Source organism: Bacillus sp. LJBS06 (assembly GCF_016924995.1).
In the GTDB taxonomy this organism is placed as follows: domain Bacteria; phylum Bacillota; class Bacilli; order Bacillales; family Bacillaceae; genus Bacillus; species Bacillus stercoris.
In genome coordinates, this window is sequence record NZ_CP070483.1 from 3360698 (window position 1) to 3382102 (window position 21405).

Below are 21405 nucleotides of genomic sequence, written 5' to 3' on the forward strand. Positions count from 1 at the left end.
AACGGCACCTCCAGAAAATAGTTGACAAACATAGATGAAATACTGTAAAATATAATTGGATACATATATCAAATATATGATGAAAACTGGCAAATACAATTTATCTTATCACATTTACCCAAAATCAATCAAGGTTTGGGTTATTTATATGCAAAAAAACCGACTTCACATCGAAATCGGTTTTTTTGCTATTAATTATCTAAGCGAAAAGAACGGTTTGGCAGCTTCCAATTAAACATATAGGAACAAACCCGGCAGACAACGAGCACAAAAAACAGAACGTATAAGCCTACCGAGTTCCCCAGCCAGCCCAATCCGACGATTAATCCGCCGAGAGCCGCCCAGACCGCGTAAATTTCCGCCTTCAGCACAAGCGGTTTGCGCCCGGCAAGAAGGTCGCGGATGATTCCGCCCCCGCTTCCCGTCAGCACCGCAGCCACAATCACGGCACTAAGCGGATGGCCCATTTTGACGGCATACAGTGCGCCTTGGATAGCAAAGGCTGCGAGGCCGATCGCATCTGACAAATTGCCCCACTTATTCCAATGCTTCAGCAGCAGCTTCGGAAACAGAAACACAATTGTAATAGATAAAAGCGCGATTTGAAAGTACGCTCCCTGCTCCCATAGCGCTGACACAGGAACACCAATCAGCAAATTGCGGATCGCTCCTCCTCCAAAAGCTGTAACGATCCCTAATATATAAACTCCTAAAATATCGTATTCCTCTTCCATCGCAACAATTGCGCCGCTGACTGCAAACGCAATGATGCCAATCACACTGAGCAGCTCCCAAGCCATTCTGATGACTCCCTTTATGTTTGTTAAATTTTCTGACGACCTCTAGATTTTATAATCGCTCAAGCGTAAAAGCAATAACATTTTTATAAGAAAAAAAGATAAATTTAGAGGGAATACGGCTATTGCTGATGGACATGAGTTTTGCGAAATTAAAAAGCGCCCCGGCATACGAGGCGCTTTTGGGTTATTCAGATTTTTCGCCCTTCAGCCGGCACATAAAAACGATAATCAGGATAAAAGCAATCAAGGCCAGGAATGGAATGGTAATAAAACCAAACCAGTTAATATATTGGCCCGAGCACGGCACGCCGCTTACACACGGCTTAATGCCGCTAAAGCCGGGCACTTTTTGCTCTAAGTAATGCATGATCGAAATAAATGCCCCGATCATCGCCATCGGAAGCACATATTTTTTCGCGCGTGTGTCCCCTTGAAAGGTGGCAATGCCTAAAATCAGGACGAGCGGATACATGAGGATACGCTGGTACCAGCACAGTTCACATGGAATGAACTTTCTGATTTCACTAAAATACAGGCTGCCCAGCATAGCGACAAGAGCCACAACCCAGGAAGCATATAAAAATACGATTCTATTTTTCATATCGTTACTTCCCTTTCAGCTCTTTTTCTATCGTTTCTTTGATTTCATCATAATCCATAAACTTCTTAATTACTTTATCATTGACGTAAATCGTCGGTGTTGCATTTATGTTCATTTTTTGATTAAGGTCAGAATCCTTTTCCACTTGAGAAGCGAATGTTTCCTTATCAAGATTTTTCTTGAGCGTCTCAGGTTTTATCTTTGTGGTGCTTTTTGCAAGATCACCGAGAACGCCCGGGGTTACCCATTCCTGTTCTGTATCCGGCTGTTTTTCAAACAGCTTTTCATGGAAGTCCCAGAAAGAGTCAGGGTCTTCCTTCCATACTTCTTCTGATGCAAGAGCCGCTAATCTTGAACCTTTTCCATGGAACATGACGTTCACGAAAGAAAATTTCACATCGCCCTTATCAATAAAGTCTTTTTGTATTTTTGGAAAGATGTCACTGTTAAACACCTTGCAAGACGGACATTTGTAATCTCCGAATTCTACTACAGTTACCGGTGCATCGTCCTTGCCAAGCACAGGCTGGCCTTTAATAGACGGCTGTCCGGAAACCGCTTCGTCGCCTTGTTCCGTTTTGTTATTAATGATGACAATGGCTGCTAGCAATGCAACGACCACAACCGTAAGGATGACCGCGAATTTCGCAGAAGACTGCTGTTTCTTTTTCACTCCGACACCTCATCGTTTTAAAATTAAAAAAGAAGCGGATCGCAATTGACCCACTTCTTTATTTTAACAAGACAAGCACAGATAAGAAAACCCCGAAAAAATGAATTCTCTCCGACAATTTATTTGTTTTTAAGACGCATGACACGCATGGCGTTTGCAACAGCCAGCAGCGTAACGCCGACATCAGAGAAAACCGCTTCCCACATAGTCGCAATTCCAAATGCACCAAGAATGAGGAAGATCGCTTTTACGCCTAAAGCAAAGCCGATGTTTTGCCACACGATACGCCGTGTCCGTTTCGCAATCCGAATCGCTTCCGCAATTTTTGACGGCTGATCTGTCATCAGCACGATGTCTGCGGTTTCTACCGCGGCGTCTGAGCCAAGGCCTCCCATCGCGGCCCCTATATCTGCGCGGGCAAGCACTGGTGTATCATTGATGCCGTCACCGACAAAAATGAGTTTTTCATTAGGCAAAAGCTTGGCTTCCAATGCTTCGACCTGCGCGACTTTATCCTGCGGGAGCAGCTCTGCATATACCTCATCGATGCCAAGCTGTTTTCCGACCGCTTCCCCCGTTTGTTTCGAATCACCCGTCAGCATAGCTGTCTGTTTGATCCCAAGCGACTTCAGATCAGCAACCGCTTGTGCTGCATCTTCCTTTACTTCATCCGCTATGATGATTGCTCCGGCATATCGTTGACCAACGGAAACGTGTACGATTGTTCCGGCTTTTTCATCCGGGACATCCTCAATTTGTTCTCTTTCCATGAGCTTTTTATTCCCGGCAAGGATCTCAGTTCCATTTACCTTTGCAAAAATGCCGTGGCCGGATATTTCCTCATATGATTCTATGGCGTCAGGGGAAAGCATTTTTCCATAAGCTTTACGCACAGATTCGGCAATCGGATGCTGTGAATGAAGCTCAGCGTATGCCGCAGCTTCAAGTAAGCTGTCCTTTGTAAATCCTTCCGAAGGCTTAATTTCTGTCACTTCAAAGCTGCCTTTAGTTAATGTTCCCGTTTTATCAAACACCGCGTATTTGACTTGATTCAAGGCTTCTAAATAATTGCTTCCCTTTACAAGCACTCCAGCCTTCGAGGCCGCTCCGATTCCTCCGAAGAAACCGAGCGGAATAGAGACAACTAGCGCACAAGGACAAGAAATCACTAAAAAGATAAGCGCGCGGTACACCCAATCGGAAAGAGCGGCGCCAGAAACAACAAGCGGCGGAACAAAAGCCAGCAATACCGCGATAATGACAACAGCAGGTGTATAATACTTAGCAAACTTCGTGATAAAGTTTTCTGTCCGGGCTTTGCGGCTGCTCGCATTCTGAACCAGGTCTAATATTTTTGATACTGCTGAGTCCTGATAGCCCTTTGTGACTTCAATATGCAGAACGCCGTTTTGATTGATAAAGCCTGACATGACCTCTTGTCCTTCCGCAGCTTTTCTCGGAACGGACTCACCTGTCAACGCAGATGTATCAACCATCGCTGACCCTTGCACGACCTTACCGTCCAGGGGTATGCTTTCTCCCGGATTAACCACAATGATATCTCCTGTCTGAACATCCTCCGGAGAAACCTGTTCGATGCCGTTCTTTGTTTTCACATTGGCGTAATCAGGCCGTATATCCATTAAGGCACTAATTGATTTTCTGGACCGGCTGACTGCGGCTCCTTGAAAAAGCTCACCGATTTGATAAAACAGCATAACGGCGACTCCCTCAGGGTATTGCTGAATCAGAAAAGCACCAATTGTGGCAAGGGCCATCAAGAAATGTTCGTCAAACACTTGGCCGCGGATGATGTTTTTGACTGCGCGGATGACAATGTCACCGCCAATGATCAAATAAGCAGCGAGAAATAGGCAAAATTCAATAGTGCCTGAATGAACCAAATATGCCGCTGCGCCGAGAATGACAGCCGCCGCCATTCTGATTAGCATATTGACCATTCGATTACGATAGCCGTCATCCGCTGATTTCTTTTTATGCTTTTGGCGAATCGTTACATGCGGATCGATTGATTTCACTTTTTTCTCTATTTTATTTGTGACCCATTGCTCTTCTTTCCCATCGGCCGAGACAGTTAAGGTGCTTGCCGCAAAATTTACCGTGCATCCGTCAATTCCTTTTATGCCTTTGACTCCATTTTCGATTTTTTGGGCACAATTGCTGCAATCCAAACCGTCCAGAACGTATTCCTGTTTCACTAGTCTCACCTTACCTTCCGATTTAGGGTTCCCTCTTCAAAGCGTATCAATGAGCATTGATTTGTTATACATATATGAGCATATATTCATATAATGGTTACACCTATTATATGTTGTTTTCCAAGAAAGTGTCAATGAAAAACAAAAACCGGCATATCGCCGGTTTTTCATTTTACTTTCTGCAGACGAAGAGCGTTCAGAACTACGGAAACGGAGCTGAATGCCATTGCTGCTCCCGCTATCCATGGTGCTAAAAATCCTAGCGCTGCGATTGGGATGCCGAGGCTGTTATAGCCGAGCGCCCAGAATAAGTTTTGTTTAATGTTTTTCATTGTCAATCTGCTCATGCGAATGGCGTCGGCAATGCTGTTTAGATCGCCGCGAATCAGCGTAATGTCAGCTGTTTCCATGGCAATATCCGTGCCTGTTCCAATCGCCATGCCTATATCGGCTGTGGCAAGCGCCGGCGCATCGTTAATTCCGTCGCCTACCATGGCTGTTTGGCGGCCTTCTTTTTGCAGGCGGGCAATTTCTGCCGCCTTTTGTTCAGGAAGGACTTCCGCAATGACACTCGTAATTCCCGCCTCCTTCGCGATGGCTTCTGCGGTTCTGCGATTGTCTCCTGTCATCATGATGACATCAAGCCCCAACTCTTTCAGACGGGCAACAGCCTTCCGCGACGTGTCTTTTATCGTATCTGCAACCGCTACTAGCCCCGCTGCCTCCCCATCAATGGCTACAAGCATAGCTGTTTTCCCTTCGGCCTCAAGCTCTTCCAGTTGGGCGAGAAGAGCCCCATGCTCAACCTGTTCGCTCTCCATTAGCTTTCTTGTGCCGACGAGAATGCTTTTTCCTCCGGCTTCAGCCAAAATGCCTGCGCCGACTTTCGCTTCAAAACGGGTTAGCTTCGGTATCTCTAGCCCTTTTTCTTTCACGCCAGCCACAATTGCTTCGCCGAGCGGATGCTCCGATCCCGTTTCCGCTGCCGCTGCAAATTGAAGCAAATCTGTTTCTTCAAAACGTCCGAATGGAATGGCATCCGTCAGACGCGGCTTCCCGTTTGTCACGGTTCCGGTTTTATCAAGAACAATGGTATCGAGACGATGTGTTTTTTCTAAATGCTCGCCGCCTTTAAATAAAATGCCGAATTCAGCAGCGCGTCCAGATCCAGCCATTATGCTCGTCGGAGTGGCAAGACCAAGGGCGCACGGACAAGCAATGACAAGAACCGCAATGAACTTGCTGATCGCTTCAGCAAAATCGCCAGGAGCCGCCCAAAGATACCAAATGAGAAAAGTGAGAACGGCAATCCCCAATACAATCGGCACAAAAATGCCTGAAATCTGGTCAGCGAGACGCTGGATCGGCGCTTTTGACCCTTGTGCTTCCTCAACAATTTTGATGATATGGGAAAGGGCAGTGTCCTTTCCGACGTTGACAGCTTTAATTTTCAGGAAGCCGTTTGCGTTAACGGTTGAACCTGTCACACTGTCGCCAGGATTTTTATCAACAGGAAGACTTTCTCCTGTAATCATCGATTCGTCAACCGCCGAGCGGCCTTCAATCACTTCTCCGTCGACAGGAATTCGTTCACCAGGTTTGACGTAAACAATGTCATGAACTAGCACTTCGGCGATCGGGACGATTTGCTCCTTTCCGTCTCTTACGACAGTCGCTGTTTTCGCTTGAAGCTTCATCAGCTTTTTAATCGCATCCGAGGAACGTCCCTTTGCTTTTGTTTCAAACAACTTGCCTAGTAAAATCAGCGTCAGCAAAATCGCGCTTGTTTCATAGTAAAGGCCGTCTGTATGTCCGTTGGAACCAAGGCTTTGAAAAGTAAGATATAGACTATAGGCGTATGCAGCAGTCGTTCCGAGCGCGACCAATACATCCATATTGGCGCTTTTATTTCTGAGTGCCTTATACGCACCCGCATAAAACGGCCAGCCGATCAGAAACTGGACTGGTGTCGCCAGCGCAAACTGCATCCACGGATTGAGGAATATGTCCGGCACCCAAATGAATGATGTAAATGTTAAATGGCTCACCATCGCCCAAAGCAACGGGAACGACAGAACCGCTGAAAAGATCAGTCTCGCCGTTTGCTTCCGTTCTTCTTTCTTTTTAGCAGCTGCTGCTGCACCGTCCTGATCATCCTTCAGCTTTAGCTTATATCCAAGCTTATCTACCACTGCTTTCAGATCGCTGACAGACGCTTCTTTTGGATTGTATTCGACTGTAACTGTTTCTAAAGCGAAGTTTACAGGGGCGTTTGCGACGCCTTCTATTTTGTTAAGCCGCTTTTCAATCCGATTGGCGCAGGCCGCACAGGTCATGCCTTCAATATCGAATTCAGCTTTTTCTGTAACGACATGATAGCCCAGCTTCTCTATTTTTTCCTGAATTGCTGCAGCCCCTGTTTCAGCAGGATCGTAGATTACATTTGAAGTTTCCGTTGCCAGATTGACATTGGCATCTGCGACACCGGGCATCCGCTTCAGGCCTTTTTCAATTCTGGAAGCACATGCCGCACAGGTCATACCAGAGACCTGCATTGCGACTTCCTTTTGTTCACTCAATATACTCACTCCTTTATATACACCCGGGGGGTATATAAAAATGAAAGAAATATCGCACCTCCATAAAGGCGCGATATCTTGAATCAATCGGCTACATCATAGCCCTGATCTTCTATCGCATCCGCAATGTCTTTGACGGATACTTTGTCAGCATCAAACGAAACATCGACTTTACCCGCTTCCAGATTGACATGAACAGCACTGACGCCGTCCAGTTCTCCTACGCTCGTTTCTACTGCTTTGACACAGTGCTGACAAGACATTCCTTCGACTTGCAATGTTTTTTGTTCCATATGAATTCCTCCTGTTTATTCTTTCTGTTTTCATCCTACCATACCCCCGTAGGGTATTACAATAAAAAACACTTTATGATTTTGTGAACTTTTTAAATACATCCAACAGCTCAGAAATGGCTTGTTCCCCGTCTCCGCTTTTGATGGCATCCGCTACACAATGATGGGCATGATCCTCAAGCAAATGAAGCGCCACATTTTTCATTGCCGCTTGAACAGCTGAAATCTGCACAAGAATATCTACACAATATCTGTCGTTTTCCACCATGTTTTGAATGCCTCTGACTTGACCCTCAATCCGCTTAAGCCGGTTTGTAATCTGATCTTTTTCTTTCGAGCTTTTATGGTTTAATGTTTTATGTTCGTTATGCTTTTCCATGCGTACACCTCTGTTTAATGATATTAATTCCCATTATACTGATTGTCCAAACGGTTGTCTAAGCATGCCAACGCAAAAATTGAATCAGTTAGGTTTTACCATTTCATCAGGAGGGTATATACTTCTGTTGATAACGCTTTTAAAGGGGAGAAAAAAAAGTGGATACGATCAAGGTTGGAATATTAGGATACGGATTGTCCGGTTCTGTTTTTCACGGGCCGCTGCTGGCTGTTCTAAATGAGTATCACATCAGCAAAATCATGACATCACGGACGGAAGAAGTGAAACGGGATTTTCCTGATGCTGAAGTTGTGCATGAGCTTGAGGAAATCACAAATGACCCCTCCATTGAGCTCGTCATTGTCACCACACCGAGCGGCCTTCATTACGAGCATGCTATGGCGTGCATACAAGCGGGAAAACACGTCGTGTTGGAAAAACCGATGACAGCGACGGCCGCAGAAGGGGAGAAATTAAAGAAAGCCGCTGATGAAAAAGGCGTATTGTTAAGCGTATATCATAATCGGCGCTGGGATAACGACTTTTTAACGATTAAAAAGCTGATCTCTGAGGGATCTCTTGAAGATATCAATACATATCAAGTCTCCTATGACCGCTACAGACCTGAAGTTCAAGCGCGATGGCGGGAAAAAGAAGGCGTTGCCACTGGTACGCTGTATGATCTCGGCTCCCACATTATAGACCAAACCCTGCATTTGTTTGGGATGCCTAAAGCCGTGACTGCAAACGTAATGGCTCAGCGGGAAAATGCCGAAACGGTTGACTATTTTCATTTAATCCTGGATTACGGCAAGCTTCAAGCCATTCTATACGGAGGATCAATTGTTCCTGCAAACGGTCCCCGTTATCAAATCCATGGAAAAAGTTCCAGCTTTATCAAATACGGAATCGACGGGCAGGAAGACGCACTCAGAGCGGGAAGAAAACCAGAGGGTGACAGCTGGGGCGCGGATGATTCGGAGTTTTACGGACAGCTTACAACCGTTCATGGCTCCGATAAAAAAACAGAAACCGTTCCATCAGTAAATGGCTCCTATCTCACTTATTACCAAAAAATAGCGGAAAGCATACGAGAAGGTGCTGCGCTGCCAGTCACTGCTGAGGAAGGTATTGATGTCATCCGCATCATTGAAGCCGCGATGAAAAGCAGTAAAGAGAAACGAACCATTATGCTGGAGCAATAAACAAAAGCCTCCCCAAATAAGGGGAGGCTATTTCATTAGAATGTTTTTCCTGCTTCTTTCGCACGCGCGATCGCGTCTTCTTTGATTTGCTGTGCTTTATCTGGCTCCGCATTATGTCCCTCTACGAAAATGCCATCGAATGATGGTACGCCGAAGAAGTTCATCATGATGCCGATGTAGCGGTGTCCCATTTCCATCTCAGCCGCGGGACCTTCTGAATAATAGCCGCCGCGCGCTTGGATATGGATTGCTTTTTTATCAGTCAACAAGCCGACAGGACCTTGTTCTGTGTATTTGAATGACTTTCCTGCAACGGCAACAGAATCAAGATACGCTTTCATCACTGGCGGGAATGAGAAGTTCCATAAAGGAGTGACAAATACGTACTTATCAGCTGATGCAAATTGATCGCTAAGCTCTCCCAAACGGCCTACTTTCGCTTTTTCGTTTTCAGAAAGCTCTTCAAAGCCTGTACCTGACTGAAGCTTTCCCCATCCGCTGAATACATCTGCGTCAATGTGCGGGATGTTTTCTTTGTACAAATCGATATGTACAACTTCATCATTTGGATTCGCTTCTTTGTAAGATTCGATAAATGCTTTACCTGTTGCCATACTGTACGAAGTTGCTTCGTCATGCGGATGAGCAGTGATATATAATACTTTTGCCATTTTTACCAGTCCTTTCGTTTTTAAAAATCACACATCAATTATTATCATACAGATGCATAATGATTATTCTGTCTCTCTTAGACTTTATTATAGAGACAAAGAAATTTACTTTCAAGTAAAATATCTCGAATTAAAGATTTATTTCCCTTTCCCAAACAGCTTACTTTTCAAAAGCTGTTCTCAAGCCGGAATACAGCGCGGATAATTCTTTACTGATCCGAGGATAATGAGGGACATGCGGCACTTGAATATCCGCCGGCATTCTTTTCACGTTAAAGGATTGCTCAACCTGTTCAAAAAACGTCCGCAGCTGGTTGATTTCTTCATCAGAAAACGGAGAAGGCAGACGGCGGTGAGCTTGGGCTGAGAGCAAATAATAGCCTAAGTGCTGAGCACCAGAAATAGCAGGCCAGAGTGCATCCGTATTCGCATGAGGAAACTCTCCAAGCGCCTTGTCATACGCATCCCGAAGCCTGACGAGGCTCACCCTTAATTTATGTTCGTCAGCTTTCTGCCCGGTTAACAGTTTCTCCATAAACTGCCCTTCCAGCCGGATGACGTTCCTCATCAGTTCAGGCAGCCGCTTCGTTGAAAACCGCCGCCACAAAAGCATTGTTCCCAATAGCCCGATCACGCTGCCGACAGCTACGTCCGTCAGCCTCGCTATCATAAAATAACCGGTGTCCGCGCCGCCATGCATACTTTCTGTGATAACAAGCGCATTTGCGGTTAAAAAGGGAACAGCCAGCGCATAATTGCGGACAATCAGCATCTCAAGAAGACATTGCAGCGCTGCAATACAAAACGCAATATAAACACCGCCCGGCTTAAAAAACAAGATTGCGCCTGCCAGCATAACACCGATCACCGTTCCGGCCGAACGCTGAATAGCCCTGTGAAGCGTAAAAACAACAGTAGTGCCAAGCATGACCGCTGCTGCCGAAAGCGGAATCCAATAGGAGCGTGCAAAGCCGAATACGAGGGCAAACATATCGGCGGCAAACAGAACAATTCCGTACTTTAACGCTCTAATCAAAACCGGAGACTTCCAGTCAAAGACATTTCTCAAAAAGTAAAAAGAGGATGGCAGGCGGCTCGGTTCCCCATCAAGCTGCTTTTCCAAACGTCCTGAAGCGATATGCAAAACCTCGTTGATTTCTTCAAACAGCTTTCGCTTTGGCTCAGATTCATTTTCATTAATCTGAAACGTATTGAAAATCCGTGCATGTGCAAGCATATCTCCGGTTTGACGAAGTGCCTTTTCAATCTGCGCGGTCTCTCCATCCGGCGTTTCAGCTGAAAAATGAATAATGGCAAGGAATATGTCGTCAGCTTTTTCAAGCAGGCGGAAAAACCGTTCATCATGCCACGATTTTTTCCGTCCGTTCCCTTTACCCAGAAAGGTTTGGCGGGCTGTTCTGAGCATGAGCACCGTCTGATGCTGCGCATGATGAAAACCTGGCGTTCCGACGGCTGAAAGACATGCAGCCAGCTGATCATATGTTTTTTGCAGCACCGCTCCCTCCGGTCCATGCTTGTTCCATAACCAGCCGATTAGCGTGATGCCCATGGCGAAAATGCCTCCGAGAAACGTCAGTCCCGCTCTGAACAACGCTTGTGAAGGATCGGCCGGAAGACCGGAACTGACTAAAAAGGCAAGGACAAAAAACATCGGCGCAGGGCCTTGAATGCCGAGCGCGCTAAAAATAAACATTGCCGCTGCACCGACCATCCCCAAAACAGCCGCCATCATCCAAAGCGTCCCGGACAAAAGCGTCCCTAAACAAAATGAGAGGGCGATCCCAATAGAAACCAAGAGCAGCTTCAAGGCGCGCTTTTTGTACGATTCACCGCCAGCATATAAATAAACAAAGCCTCCGATACTTGCAGTTAGTCCGTAATCCGTGTGACCCGCTAATGCGCCGACCAGCACAGGAAACCCTGAAGCGAAACCTGATCCGATAGCCTTTTTCCAAGGAAATGGATTCGCATGAATGCGAAAGGCATCCTTCACGATAGGCATGATTCTTTGATTGTTCTCAGCAGTTTTGTTCATTTGACAAAATCCTTTTCAATGAATATATAGAACTCTTCCCATTTCTTCGCTTTAGTATGCCCAAAAACGCGGTTAGCTCCTCAATTGGTGTGCCCGATAAAAAAAACAGAGACTTAAACCGTCTCTGCTTGCATGACATCAGTTTATTCGCAATATCATAAAGCGGCACCTGTCAGGACTGCTTCGTCCTTCTGCTTTCCTTTAAGAGCAGGTGGATAAAAAATAAAGGGTAAATCAATAGATACCCATTAAACAGCCACCACACAAGATCAAAGTCCCTGCTGAATGTCCAGAATGATATCGCCTGCAGGCCTGAACAACAGGTCAGCACAAGAGAAATCAGCGCCATCAGCTTCCACTCAGCACGATTCACCCGCTGTAAGTACAAGCTGTACAACCCTGTCACAGAGATCAGGATATCCAGAGGAAAAAAAGACCAGTTCCAGGCGATCATAAACGGATGGTCATGATGTTTAAAGGCCCAGTTTTCCGGTATGAGCGAAAACCCGGCTGACAGCCAGTACAAGATAAAGCCAATATCAGTCACGAGAAAAAAGAGCTTCATATATCTCATTTGTACTGCCCGCTTTTATGTACCGGCTCAGACACCCCAGCCTGCTCGATCAGGTTTAAAGACACAACACCGGCAATAATCAATCCAATTGAAATGACTTTCATGACACTAACATGTTCTTGAAAAAACAAAAAACCAACCACTGTAATCAGGACGATTCCCATCCCTGACCATACAGCATAAGCAACAGATACGTCTATTGATTTTAGCGTAAGCGTCAGAAAGAAAAGACTCCCTCCATAAAAGAAAATCAACAGCACACTGGGAATAAGTTTTGTAAAACCGGACGATAGCTTCATGCTGACCGTTCCCGCAACCTCAAACAAAATCGCCAAGCATAGAAACACCCAATTCACGTTGCATCAGCCTCCTCATCAGCTGTTATACCGTTAAACAAAACATCTACAATTGATTCAAGAACCTCTCCTGTCGTGAACTGATGTTTCAGCGGATATTCAGGGTCATACACTTGGTTGATGCTCCCTATATACATATGAACAAACAGGTCCGGATTGATGTTTCTGATTTTCTTTTGCTGTTTGCACTCGTTTAATAATGCTAGGACAATTGCCCATTCTTCCTTAATAAAGGTATCTAATGTAAGCCACGCATCGTAATGGTATTTCTTCAGTTCGCTTAATAATCCCATGTTCAGCAGTTCCATCCCCTGCGGAAGGCTGATCAGCATTTTTTTCACCTTTTCAAGCACATTTAAACGTTCATTTTCATAGATGTCTCTTTCCATTTGCTTCATTTCAGCTATAAATTGTTCGACAACCGCCTCAACAAGCTGATCTTTAGATGAATAATATGCATAGAGCGTCCGCTTGCTTGTTCCCAGCGCTGCCGCCAAATCATTCATCGTAAATGAAAATCCTTTCTGTTTAATTAGCCGGATGGTTTCCGCCAGAATTCTTTTATCCATATCAATCCCCCGCTTTCGGTACTACAAAAACTGTTTCAGTACCAAAATTATACGACAGCAATTTATGGAAATCAACAATATATAAAAAAACCTCTCCAATTGGGAGAGGTTTAAAAGACACTGCGGACCAAACCGCCGTCCGCCCGAAGCGCTGCACCATTGATCGCAGAGGAAAGCGGGCTGCTTAAAAATGTAACAAAGTGGGCGATTTCTTCCGGACGGATCAGTCTTTGAATGATAGATGTCGGCCGGTTTTCTTTCATAAAACGTGCCTCAGCTTCTTGAACAGTCAGGTTTTCATCAGGATACAGCGAGTTCAGCATGGTTTCCACACCCTCTGTTAAGGTAGAACCCGGCATGACGGTGTTGACTGTGACATTCGTGCCGGTTGCCAGCTCCGCCAAACTGCGGGAAATGGACAGCTGCATTGTTTTCGTCGCACTGTAATGGGCCATCTCCTGTGAAGGCATAATCGCCGCTTCACTGGCAATGAAAATCACACGTCCTTCTTTTTTCTCGATCATGTTATGCAAATACTTGCGTGTCAGCCTTACACCGCTCATAATATTCACTTCAAAAAAACGAAACCATTCATCATCCGGAATATCAAAATACTCCGCCGGTTCGAAAATCCCTAAATTGTTGATCAAAATATCAACGTGCGGATATGCCTGAAACAGCTCATTGCAGCCTTCTTCTGTTCCCAAATCAAATGCAGCCGGATAAAGGACCGCTTCAGCATGTTGTGTTTTCAATTCATCTATCGTCTGATTCACTTTCTCTTCCCGGCGTCCGTTAATAATCACTGCCGCCCCTTCTTCAGCTAATGAAGAGGCAATAGCTTTTCCGATCCCCGATGTCGAGCCGGTAACCAGTGCGGTTTTTCCTTGTAAATTCAGCTTCATTCTTCATCCCTCCGTTTTTGATTCCTCTTATTTATTAACAGGAATCTGATTGGTGAAACATCTGCTCTGCAAACAGTATGAAACAGCTGGGATTGAAATGGAAGTACGCACTTTTTGGTGCCTGTGATTTGGAGAAAAAATAAAGCAGAACCTCTTGAGAGGTTCTGCTTTATTGTCAGTATGTATGGAGACGGTGGGAGTCGAACCCACGTCCAGAAACATCGATTACTTAAGCGTCTACGAGCGTAGCCTGCATATTTATGGTTTCACTCATCTTCTTGCCTGCGGGCGGGCCTTCCGAGAGCTAGTCTGTTCATCTCTTCTTACGTTCTCAGACGGGAACGCAAGCGTAGCCTACTTGGATGTGCTCTTCACAGACACATAGGCAATGTCAGGAAGAGCTCGCTGCGCTTATTAGGCAGCTAATGCTACGTTTTGGTTAAAACTGTTAGTTTTGCCAGTTATATTTAAGTGCGTGTTTACGAGATCGCCTCTCGGCTCGCAGCTCAAGCTCGATCCATCCCTGTCGAATCCGTAACGTCCCCTTGGTATAAGGGAAATACGGGAGAAAATATCAAGCTCTCACTCAAACTGGCTATAGTCTTATTATAACATGATCACGGCTCTTTTCAATTGTCAAATCCTTCAAATGAATAGCGTTGTGATCTGATCGTGAACACAGTATAGCACAGGCCTGATTTTCGAATCAAGCACTATGCCTTTAGAAGCCTTTTTGACTGTCTCTGAATGCTCTTTCGATTTCCCGCTTCGCGTCCTTGCGCTTCAGGTCTTCCCGTTTGTCATAGTTCTTCTTTCCTTTTCCAAGGCCGAGAAGCACTTTGGCAAAGCCATTTTTCAAATACAGCTTTAGCGGAACGAGAGAATAGCCTTTTTCCTTTGTTAACCCGATCAGCTTGTTAATCTCCTTACGGTGCATTAACAGCTTTCTCGTACGGAGCGGATCGTGGTTATAGCGGTTTCCCTGCTCATATGGGCTGACGTGCATATTGTGGAGAAACACTTCTCCCCGTTCGATTTTGGCGAAGGAATCCTTAAGGTTTACGCGGCCGGCGCGAATCGATTTGATTTCGGTTCCTTGCAGAACGATGCCTGTTTCATAGGTTTCTTCTATAAAATAATCATGGTTGGCTTTCTTATTTTGAGATAATACTTTTCCTGACCCTTTTGGCATGCCAGAACCTCCTCTCTCTAAGGAAAAACTGTCCACCTTTTGCGATACGCTCTATTTTACCAAATGTCACGTACCGCTACAATGAAAAGCTGTTTCCGAAAGAAAGCAAATAGAGCGCTGCGGCCCTATTTGCTGGTTGAGCTGTTATTTCTTCTTTTTCCGTTTCTGTTTCGGCGCATTTTGGAAGCCGCGTTTTTTCTTTTTCTTCTTCGGCTTAGTGAACCATTCTCCTTTTTCCTCAGACGGCGCTGGAGAAACAGGTGTATTGGTGCTTTGAACGCGTTTTCTGGCAGGCTTTCCGCGTTTTCTGCTCCGGCTGCTGTCCAATTCTCTCGGACGGCGTGGAGAGCCCTTCATGCCGACGATTTCAAAGTCGATATTGCGCTCATCCTTATTGACATCGACAACCTTGACTGTGATTTCATCCCCGATGCGGAAGACGTTTCCTGTCCGCTCGCCGATCATTGCGAAATGCTGTTCGTCAAAACGGTAGTAGTCATCTGTCATAAAGCTGACGTGTACGAGTCCTTCGATTGTATTCGGCAGCTCGACGAACATGCCGAAGTTTGTCACAGAGCTGATCATGCCGTCAAACTCTTCACCGATTTTATCAAGCATGTATTCCGCTTTTTTCAGATCATCCGTCTCACGCTCGGCGTCAACTGCACGGCGCTCCATAGATGATGTATGTTCAGCGATATCCGGCAGGCGTTCAGCCCACTTTTCCTGTGTCGCTTCATCGACTTTGCCGTTGATCAAATACGTACGGATTAGACGGTGAACGATTAAGTCAGGGTAACGGCGGATCGGCGATGTGAAATGCGTATAGAATTCCGTTGACAGACCGAAGTGCCCCAAGCTTTGCGGGTCGTATTTCGCCTGTTTCATCGAACGGAGCATAACAGTAGATATAACCGTTTCCTCAGGTCTGTCACGCACAGCGTTCAGAATGCTTTGCAGGGCGCGCGGGTGAATATTTCCCGCCGTTCCTTTCACCACATAGCCAAATGTCGTCACAAACTCTAAAAACTTTTGCAGCTTTTCAGCATTCGGCTCTTCGTGAATCCGGTATATAAACGGGACGTTCATCCAATGGAAATGCTCCGCTACTGTTTCATTTGCCACAAGCATAAATTCTTCAATGAGCTTCTCGGCGACAGAGCGTTCTCTGATCACAACGTCTTTAACCGCTCCTTCGTCATCGACAAGCACCTTTGCTTCTTTGAAATCAAAGTCAACGGCGCCGCGGTCCATCCGCTTATCGCGAAGAATTTGAGCCAGGCGCTCCATGTCTTTGAACATCGGAACAAGAGGCTCGTATTTTTGTTTCAGCTCTTCATCATCGTCAACAAGAATTTTATTCACATCTGAATATGTCATTCTTTCCGTTGTTTTGATGACACTTTGGAAGATCTCGTGCTCTGTCACCTGTCCCTGACTGTTAATGGTCATTTCACAAGAAAGCGTCAGGCGGTCAACCTTTGGATTTAAGGAGCAGATGCCGTTTGACAATCTGTGCGGAATCATCGGGATGACACGGTCAACCAAATACACACTTGTCCCTCTTTCAAGCGCTTCTTTGTCAATCGGTGAGTTTTCGGTTACATAATGGCTGACATCAGCAATATGAACGCCAAGCTTGTAGCTTCCATCGTCCAGCTTCGTCACGGTAACTGCATCATCCAAATCCTTCGCGTCCGCCCCATCAATGGTGACAATCACCTGGTCACGGAGATCACGGCGGTCTTTCAGATCTTTTTCATCAATTGTGTCAGGCGTACTAGATGCCTGTTCCATCGCGTCAGCTGGAAATTCTCCCGGCAGGCCGTGCTTATGAATGACCGATAAAATATCAATGCCCGGATCATTTTTGTGGCCGAGAATGGTTTCAATCTCGCCCTCAGCGTTCATGCGGCCTTCAGGATAGCTCGTCAGCTTGACAACAACCTTATGCCCTTCCGCAGCTCCATTTTTCCCGTTTTTCGGAATGAAGATGTCACTCGTGATTTTTTTGTCGTCCGGAATGACAAAGCCGAAGTTTCTCGTTTCTGTATACGTGCCGACAACCCGCTGAATCGCTCTTTCTAAAATCCGTATAACGGTTCCTTCCTGCCTAGAGCCGCTTGACTGTGAATTCAGGCGAACCATGACGATATCGCCGTTCATTGCCGTATTCAGCTCATTAGGCGGAATAAACACATCGCTTAACGACGTATCCTCAGGCAGCAAAAAGGCGAATCCTTTCGCATGCGCTGAAATCTTTCCTTTTATTAAATTCATCTTCTCCGGAATGCCGTAGCGGTCGCTTCTCGTCCGTACGATAAGCCCTTTTTCTTCCAAGGTGACTAACGCTTTGACGAGCTCTTTAAACTCCTCGGCTTCCGTAATTTTTAACATCTCCTCTAGTTCCTGAACAGTCAAAGGCTTATATGCCTCTTCCTTCATAAACGAGAGAAGCTTTTCCATAAATGCTTCTTTTTCCATTATCCGACCTCCTGTTGATTACCAATCGAGCTTCTCTAAAAATTCATACACATCCTGATGGACGAGGTCACGTTCTTTGTCGAGTGTAATGACATGGCCTGATTCCTCGTACCATTTCAGCTGTTTATCATCAGTTTCCACTTCGTTGTAAATAATATTGGCGCTTTCGGTATTAATCATGTGATCATGACGGGCCTGCACCACAAATGTCGGTGAATAAATCATATCGACATTGTTCCGCACATCAGCAATTAAGTCTTGCAGCGCCTTGAGGGTATTCATCGGCGTTTTTTCAAATTCTTTCATTTCCTCTTCAATTTGCTCAGGGCTTTTCCCCTCAAACTTTTTGTAATTGCGAGCGTATGAAAGAACACCCTGATACATGACCTCTTCACTCTTAATATGCATCGGTGCGCACATTGGGACAATTCCCTTTATGGGTACAGTGTAACCCAATTTCAGCGAAAAAACCCCGCCAAGCGACAGTCCGCAGGCAGCAATGCTCTCATAGCCTTCAGATTTTAAGTATTCATAGCCATCCATTACGTTTTTCCACCAGTCTTCAGGCCCCGTATGTACAAGTTCTTCAGGCGGGACGCCATGTCCTTCATATTGAGGCGCGTGGCACGTATAGCCCCGTTCATTCAAATATCTTCCCAGCATCCTTACATCCGCTGTATTTCCTGTAAAGCCATGCAGCAAAAGCACCGCTTTGTCTCCGCCTTTAAATGTAAATGGTTTTGGTGTCACAACTTTCATGCTCATGTCTCCCTTTCTATCTGCACGATCATTATAGTTTTCCACAGTTTAATCAGAAAAAAACGTTATGAATATCAGCCAGAAACGTGAAAAAGGCCTGACTTCACATCAGACCTTATACAAACATTGCCCTATAGGATATAAGCAAGCGCAATCGTTAACACGAAAAACAAGACTGCCAGCACTACCGTAATGCGGTGCAAAATTAAATCAAGACCTCTTGCTTTTTGTTTCCCGAAGAGCTGCTCCGCTCCGCCTGAAATCGCACCAGATAATCCGGCGCTTTTACTGGATTGAAGCAAAACGACAATAATAAGTGCAATGCTGACGATAACCAATAAGGTAATCAAAACTGCGTGCATCCCTTACACCTCCAGACTCACTGGCTACATTACTTCTATTTTACATGAAAAGGGTTGGCATGTCACGCTGTATCAGACGCCAAAAGGCCGGATAAGACGTTTTGTCTTGGTTATCCTATTCATATGAAAAGGTCAAAGGAGAAAAGCGATGCCGCTTATCAGCATAGCCAACAGGAAACATCTTTTTTATGAAGAATATGGACAGGGAATCCCTATCATTTTTATCCACCCGCCGGGCATGGGACGCAAGGTTTTTTATTATCAACGCCTTCTTTCAGAGCATTTCAGGGTGATTTTTCCCGATTTAAGCGGGCACGGTGACAGTGAACACACGGGTGAACCCGCTTCTATTTCCTATTATGCGAACGAAATCATACAATTCATGGACGCTTTGTACATTGATAAAGCTGTGTTTTTCGGGTATTCCGCCGGGGGCTTAATCGCGCAGCACATCGGCTTCATCCGCCCGGACAAAGTGTCACACCTGATTCTGTCCGGCGCCTACCCCGCTGTTCATAATGTAATTGGCCAGAAGCTGCACAAACTGGGAATGTATCTGCTTGAAAAAAACCCCGGTTTGCTCATGAGAATCCTCGCTGGGAGCCACACAAAAGACAGACAGCTTCGCAGCATATTAACAGGCCATATGAAAAAAGCAGACCAGGCCCATTGGCATCAGTATTATCAGGATTCGCTAGGCTACAACTGCATTGAACAGCTGCCCCGGCTAAACATGCCAATGCTTTTTATGTATGGCGGCCTGCGGGACTGGACCTTTACAAACGCAGGCTATTACCGAAGGGCTTGCAGCCATGCCGAATTTTTCAGATTGGAATATCAGGGACATCAGTTGCCGACAAAACAATGGAAAACATGCAATGAACTGGTGACAGGGTTTGTGCTGACACATCATTCAAGATAGAAAACGCTTGGATCTTCTTGCGTTTTTTCTCTTTATTGACTTTTGTCAACAAAATCATAGTAAAAAAGATCCTCAAATTTCAAATTAAAGTAGTGAAGCATTTTACCGATCACAAGCTGCCCCGGCCTCCTTTCACCATTCAGCACACGGCTCAGTGTGGCGGGTGAGACTCCGATTTCCAGCGCAAGCTGATTAAGGGAATAATCGTTATTAACCATATACTGCAAGACATAATCACGTCTAATCTGTATCTTTTCTACTGGCACTTTCCTCACCTTCCATTCCTGAAAAAACTTTTTTCTATAGTTTTACATTACGGCTTATGTTAACTTTTGTCAACACATTTCCAGTCTACCTATTCCCTTTAGTCAATAAACATACTAAAATATGAGTAACAGTGAGGGACGGGGTGAGACATATGGAAAGCTTTGGCGAACAATTGCGGGCATTGCGCGAGGAGAGAAAGTTAACGGTCAACCAGCTGGCGACTTATTCAGGCGTAAGCGCGGCCGGCATCTCCAGAATCGAAAACGGAAAACGGGGCGTTCCCAAACCCGCCACCATCAAAAAACTGGCGGAGGCCTTAAAAATTCCTTATGAGGGGCTTATGTACAAGGCTGGTTACATCGAAGAAGTTCATGAAGCCAAGGCTCCTTATGAAACGAAGTGCAAGCTGCTCGAAAAAGCGGAGGCCTATGACCTGAAAAACCTTGCGCTTCTTGAGAACGAAAAATGGCAATATCTCAATAAAGAAGATTTGCTCATGCTCGATCATTATTTTTCGTTTATTTCAGACGAAGCCAAAAAACGGTCTGCTGATGACTGACTATTGATAGAAATGAGAGGCGATAGACCATGTCACCGTTCGGACAGCAATTACGGGAGCTGCGCCGCGCCCGCAAACTGACAGTGAATCAGCTTGCGGTGTACTCAGGCATCAGCTCGGCCACCATTTCGAAAATTGAAAACGGCAAGCGCGGGACGCCAAAACCCGCCACGATCAAAAAACTGGCGTCCGTCCTGAAGGTGCCGTACGAAGACCTAATGGCCGCCGCAGGCCATATTCAGGCCTTTCCTAAAGAAATCCGCGAAGCATCTGAAAGCTATCAGTCCGTTTATGACATTTACCAGACGGCTGTCACGCGCGGAGCGGAGCACCTCCCGATTTTCAATAGCCAAAAGTGGGAACATCTTTCAAAGCAGGATATTGAAAATCTCAGCAAATACTTCGATTTTTTATCTTCGGAAGCAAAAAAACGCGCTTCTTCTTCATAATCCCCTATTCCTCTTTCTGCATTTCATCAATCACGCCTGCATACCTTCCCTCGTTATTTGCGTTATAATAGTGACAGACGAGGTGAAAAGTATGAACCAATCAGAAATGTGTCCTAGATTTGAAAAAGCAGTCGACATCTTAAGTAAACGCTGGGTCGCTTTAATCGTATTTCAGCTCTTGAACGGGTCGCAGCGATTTAGCGAAATTGAAGCAGCACTTCCAAATCTAAGCGGCAGAGTTCTGTCAGAACGGCTGAAAGAACTTGAGCTTGAAGGAGTAGTAAAGCGGGATGTCATCCCTGAAACTCCGGTTCGCATCGAATATTCATTGACCGATAAAGGAAAGGCGCTAGCCCCCATTTTAGGTGAGATTTCTAAATGGGCGACTGAATGGATTGACCCTTCCTTTCTTGACTAATTGCTAAAACGGTTCTGATCTCAAAGACGAGAAAAAGAACCGTTTTTTATTTTTTTATTTTCCAGGTGAAAAAAAGATATCTCAGCCGATATATAGTACATCCACACATTACG

At 45.5% G+C, this 21405-nt stretch carries 22 protein-coding genes, 1 other RNA gene and 1 pseudogene; 5 read left to right on the plus strand and 19 right to left on the minus strand.

Going from position 1 to position 21405, the window contains the following annotated elements; translation table 11 throughout:
- Positions 1-191: 191 nt before the first annotated feature.
- The 7 genes from JQX68_RS17150 to csoR form a co-directional block, all read right to left on the minus strand.
- The gene (locus JQX68_RS17150; RefSeq protein ID WP_014665381.1) at positions 192-800 is read right to left on the minus strand and encodes a trimeric intracellular cation channel family protein; all 609 of its coding nucleotides are present in this window, start codon (positions 798-800) and stop codon (positions 192-194) included.
- A 184-nt stretch (positions 801-984) separates the two neighbouring features.
- Positions 985-1401, minus strand: coding sequence for a disulfide oxidoreductase (locus JQX68_RS17155; RefSeq protein ID WP_147772532.1), 417 nt, complete (start codon positions 1399-1401; stop codon positions 985-987).
- Positions 1402-1405: 4 nt separating this feature from the next.
- Positions 1406-2074 (minus strand): disulfide bond formation protein BdbD, encoded by a 669-nt coding sequence (gene bdbD, locus JQX68_RS17160; protein ID WP_069150315.1) that lies wholly within the window; start codon positions 2072-2074, stop codon positions 1406-1408.
- Positions 2075-2193: 119 nt separating this feature from the next.
- The gene (locus tag JQX68_RS17165; protein WP_147772533.1) at positions 2194-4302 is read right to left on the minus strand and encodes a heavy metal translocating P-type ATPase; all 2109 of its coding nucleotides are present in this window, start codon (positions 4300-4302) and stop codon (positions 2194-2196) included.
- A gap of 158 nt (positions 4303-4460) precedes the next feature.
- Entirely contained in the window at positions 4461-6872 is a 2412-nt protein-coding gene (copA, locus tag JQX68_RS17170; protein ID WP_147772534.1) for a copper-exporting P-type ATPase CopA, read from the minus strand.
- An 83-nt stretch (positions 6873-6955) separates the two neighbouring features.
- Positions 6956-7165 carry a copper chaperone CopZ gene (gene copZ, locus JQX68_RS17175; protein ID WP_040081817.1) on the minus strand — a complete coding sequence of 70 codons (210 nt, stop codon included), beginning with the start codon at positions 7163-7165 and terminating at the stop codon, positions 6956-6958.
- 73 nt (positions 7166-7238) lie between these two features.
- A complete protein-coding gene (gene csoR, locus JQX68_RS17180) occupies positions 7239-7544 on the minus strand; it encodes a copper-sensing transcriptional repressor CsoR (protein WP_003228404.1) in 306 nt (101 codons plus the stop codon).
- 127 nt (positions 7545-7671) lie between these two features.
- Here csoR and JQX68_RS17185 point away from each other — a divergent pair.
- A pseudogene (locus tag JQX68_RS17185) lies at positions 7672-8749 on the plus strand (oxidoreductase).
- A gap of 35 nt (positions 8750-8784) precedes the next feature.
- On the opposite strand, the gene azoRB reads toward JQX68_RS17185, so the two are convergent.
- The 11 genes from azoRB to secG all read right to left on the minus strand — a co-directional run bounded on the left by azoRB (position 8785) and on the right by secG (position 18677).
- A complete protein-coding gene (azoRB, locus tag JQX68_RS17190; RefSeq protein WP_069150319.1) occupies positions 8785-9420 on the minus strand; it encodes an FMN-dependent NADH-azoreductase AzoRB in 636 nt (211 codons plus the stop codon).
- Positions 9421-9580: 160 nt separating this feature from the next.
- Positions 9581-11476 carry an FUSC family protein gene (locus tag JQX68_RS17195; RefSeq protein WP_069150320.1) on the minus strand — a complete coding sequence of 632 codons (1896 nt, stop codon included), beginning with the start codon at positions 11474-11476 and terminating at the stop codon, positions 9581-9583.
- Between the two features lie 172 nt (positions 11477-11648).
- The gene (locus JQX68_RS17200; protein WP_040081811.1) at positions 11649-12050 is read right to left on the minus strand and encodes a YvaD family protein; all 402 of its coding nucleotides are present in this window, start codon (positions 12048-12050) and stop codon (positions 11649-11651) included.
- On the minus strand, positions 12047-12406 hold the full coding sequence (locus JQX68_RS17205) for a DMT family transporter (protein ID WP_014665391.1): 360 nt from the start codon (positions 12404-12406) through the stop codon (positions 12047-12049). The genes JQX68_RS17200 and JQX68_RS17205 overlap by 4 nt, the downstream gene beginning before the upstream one ends.
- On the minus strand, positions 12403-12975 hold the full coding sequence (locus tag JQX68_RS17210; protein ID WP_069150321.1) for a TetR/AcrR family transcriptional regulator: 573 nt from the start codon (positions 12973-12975) through the stop codon (positions 12403-12405). Before JQX68_RS17210 ends, JQX68_RS17205 begins: the two co-directional genes overlap by 4 nt.
- A gap of 110 nt (positions 12976-13085) precedes the next feature.
- Positions 13086-13880, minus strand: a complete 795-nt coding sequence (locus JQX68_RS17215) for an SDR family NAD(P)-dependent oxidoreductase (RefSeq protein ID WP_014665393.1) — start codon at positions 13878-13880, stop codon at positions 13086-13088.
- A gap of 182 nt (positions 13881-14062) precedes the next feature.
- Positions 14063-14425, minus strand: a transfer-messenger RNA (tmRNA) gene (gene ssrA / locus JQX68_RS17220).
- A 176-nt stretch (positions 14426-14601) separates the two neighbouring features.
- Positions 14602-15072 carry an SsrA-binding protein gene (smpB, locus tag JQX68_RS17225; protein ID WP_003220025.1) on the minus strand — a complete coding sequence of 157 codons (471 nt, stop codon included), beginning with the start codon at positions 15070-15072 and terminating at the stop codon, positions 14602-14604.
- A gap of 144 nt (positions 15073-15216) precedes the next feature.
- The gene (gene rnr / locus JQX68_RS17230; RefSeq protein WP_147772536.1) at positions 15217-17556 is read right to left on the minus strand and encodes a ribonuclease R; all 2340 of its coding nucleotides are present in this window, start codon (positions 17554-17556) and stop codon (positions 15217-15219) included.
- Positions 17557-17574: 18 nt separating this feature from the next.
- Positions 17575-18315: an alpha/beta hydrolase gene (locus JQX68_RS17235; RefSeq protein WP_003242610.1), complete on the minus strand. Its 741-nt coding sequence runs from the start codon at positions 18313-18315 to the stop codon at positions 17575-17577.
- Between the two features lie 131 nt (positions 18316-18446).
- Complete coding sequence (gene secG, locus JQX68_RS17240; RefSeq protein ID WP_003220028.1) at positions 18447-18677, minus strand: preprotein translocase subunit SecG; 231 nt, start codon at positions 18675-18677, stop codon at positions 18447-18449.
- 148 nt (positions 18678-18825) lie between these two features.
- Between secG and JQX68_RS17245 the strand changes: the two genes are divergently transcribed.
- Positions 18826-19599 carry an alpha/beta fold hydrolase gene (locus JQX68_RS17245; protein WP_147772537.1) on the plus strand — a complete coding sequence of 258 codons (774 nt, stop codon included), beginning with the start codon at positions 18826-18828 and terminating at the stop codon, positions 19597-19599.
- A gap of 32 nt (positions 19600-19631) precedes the next feature.
- Here JQX68_RS17245 and JQX68_RS17250 read toward each other — a convergent pair whose 3' ends face one another.
- Positions 19632-19865 (minus strand): helix-turn-helix domain-containing protein, encoded by a 234-nt coding sequence (locus JQX68_RS17250; protein ID WP_009968172.1) that lies wholly within the window; start codon positions 19863-19865, stop codon positions 19632-19634.
- 152 nt (positions 19866-20017) lie between these two features.
- Here JQX68_RS17250 and rghR point away from each other — a divergent pair, with 152 nt between their 5' ends.
- The 3 genes from rghR to catR all read left to right on the plus strand — a co-directional run bounded on the left by rghR (position 20018) and on the right by catR (position 21292).
- Positions 20018-20425, plus strand: coding sequence for a transcriptional repressor RghR (gene rghR / locus JQX68_RS17255; protein ID WP_014665397.1), 408 nt, complete (start codon positions 20018-20020; stop codon positions 20423-20425).
- 29 nt (positions 20426-20454) lie between these two features.
- A complete protein-coding gene (locus JQX68_RS17260) occupies positions 20455-20874 on the plus strand; it encodes a helix-turn-helix domain-containing protein (protein ID WP_147772538.1) in 420 nt (139 codons plus the stop codon).
- 91 nt (positions 20875-20965) lie between these two features.
- A complete protein-coding gene (catR, locus tag JQX68_RS17265) occupies positions 20966-21292 on the plus strand; it encodes a catDE operon transcriptional regulator CatR (protein ID WP_003242888.1) in 327 nt (108 codons plus the stop codon).
- Positions 21293-21405 lie beyond the last annotated feature (113 nt).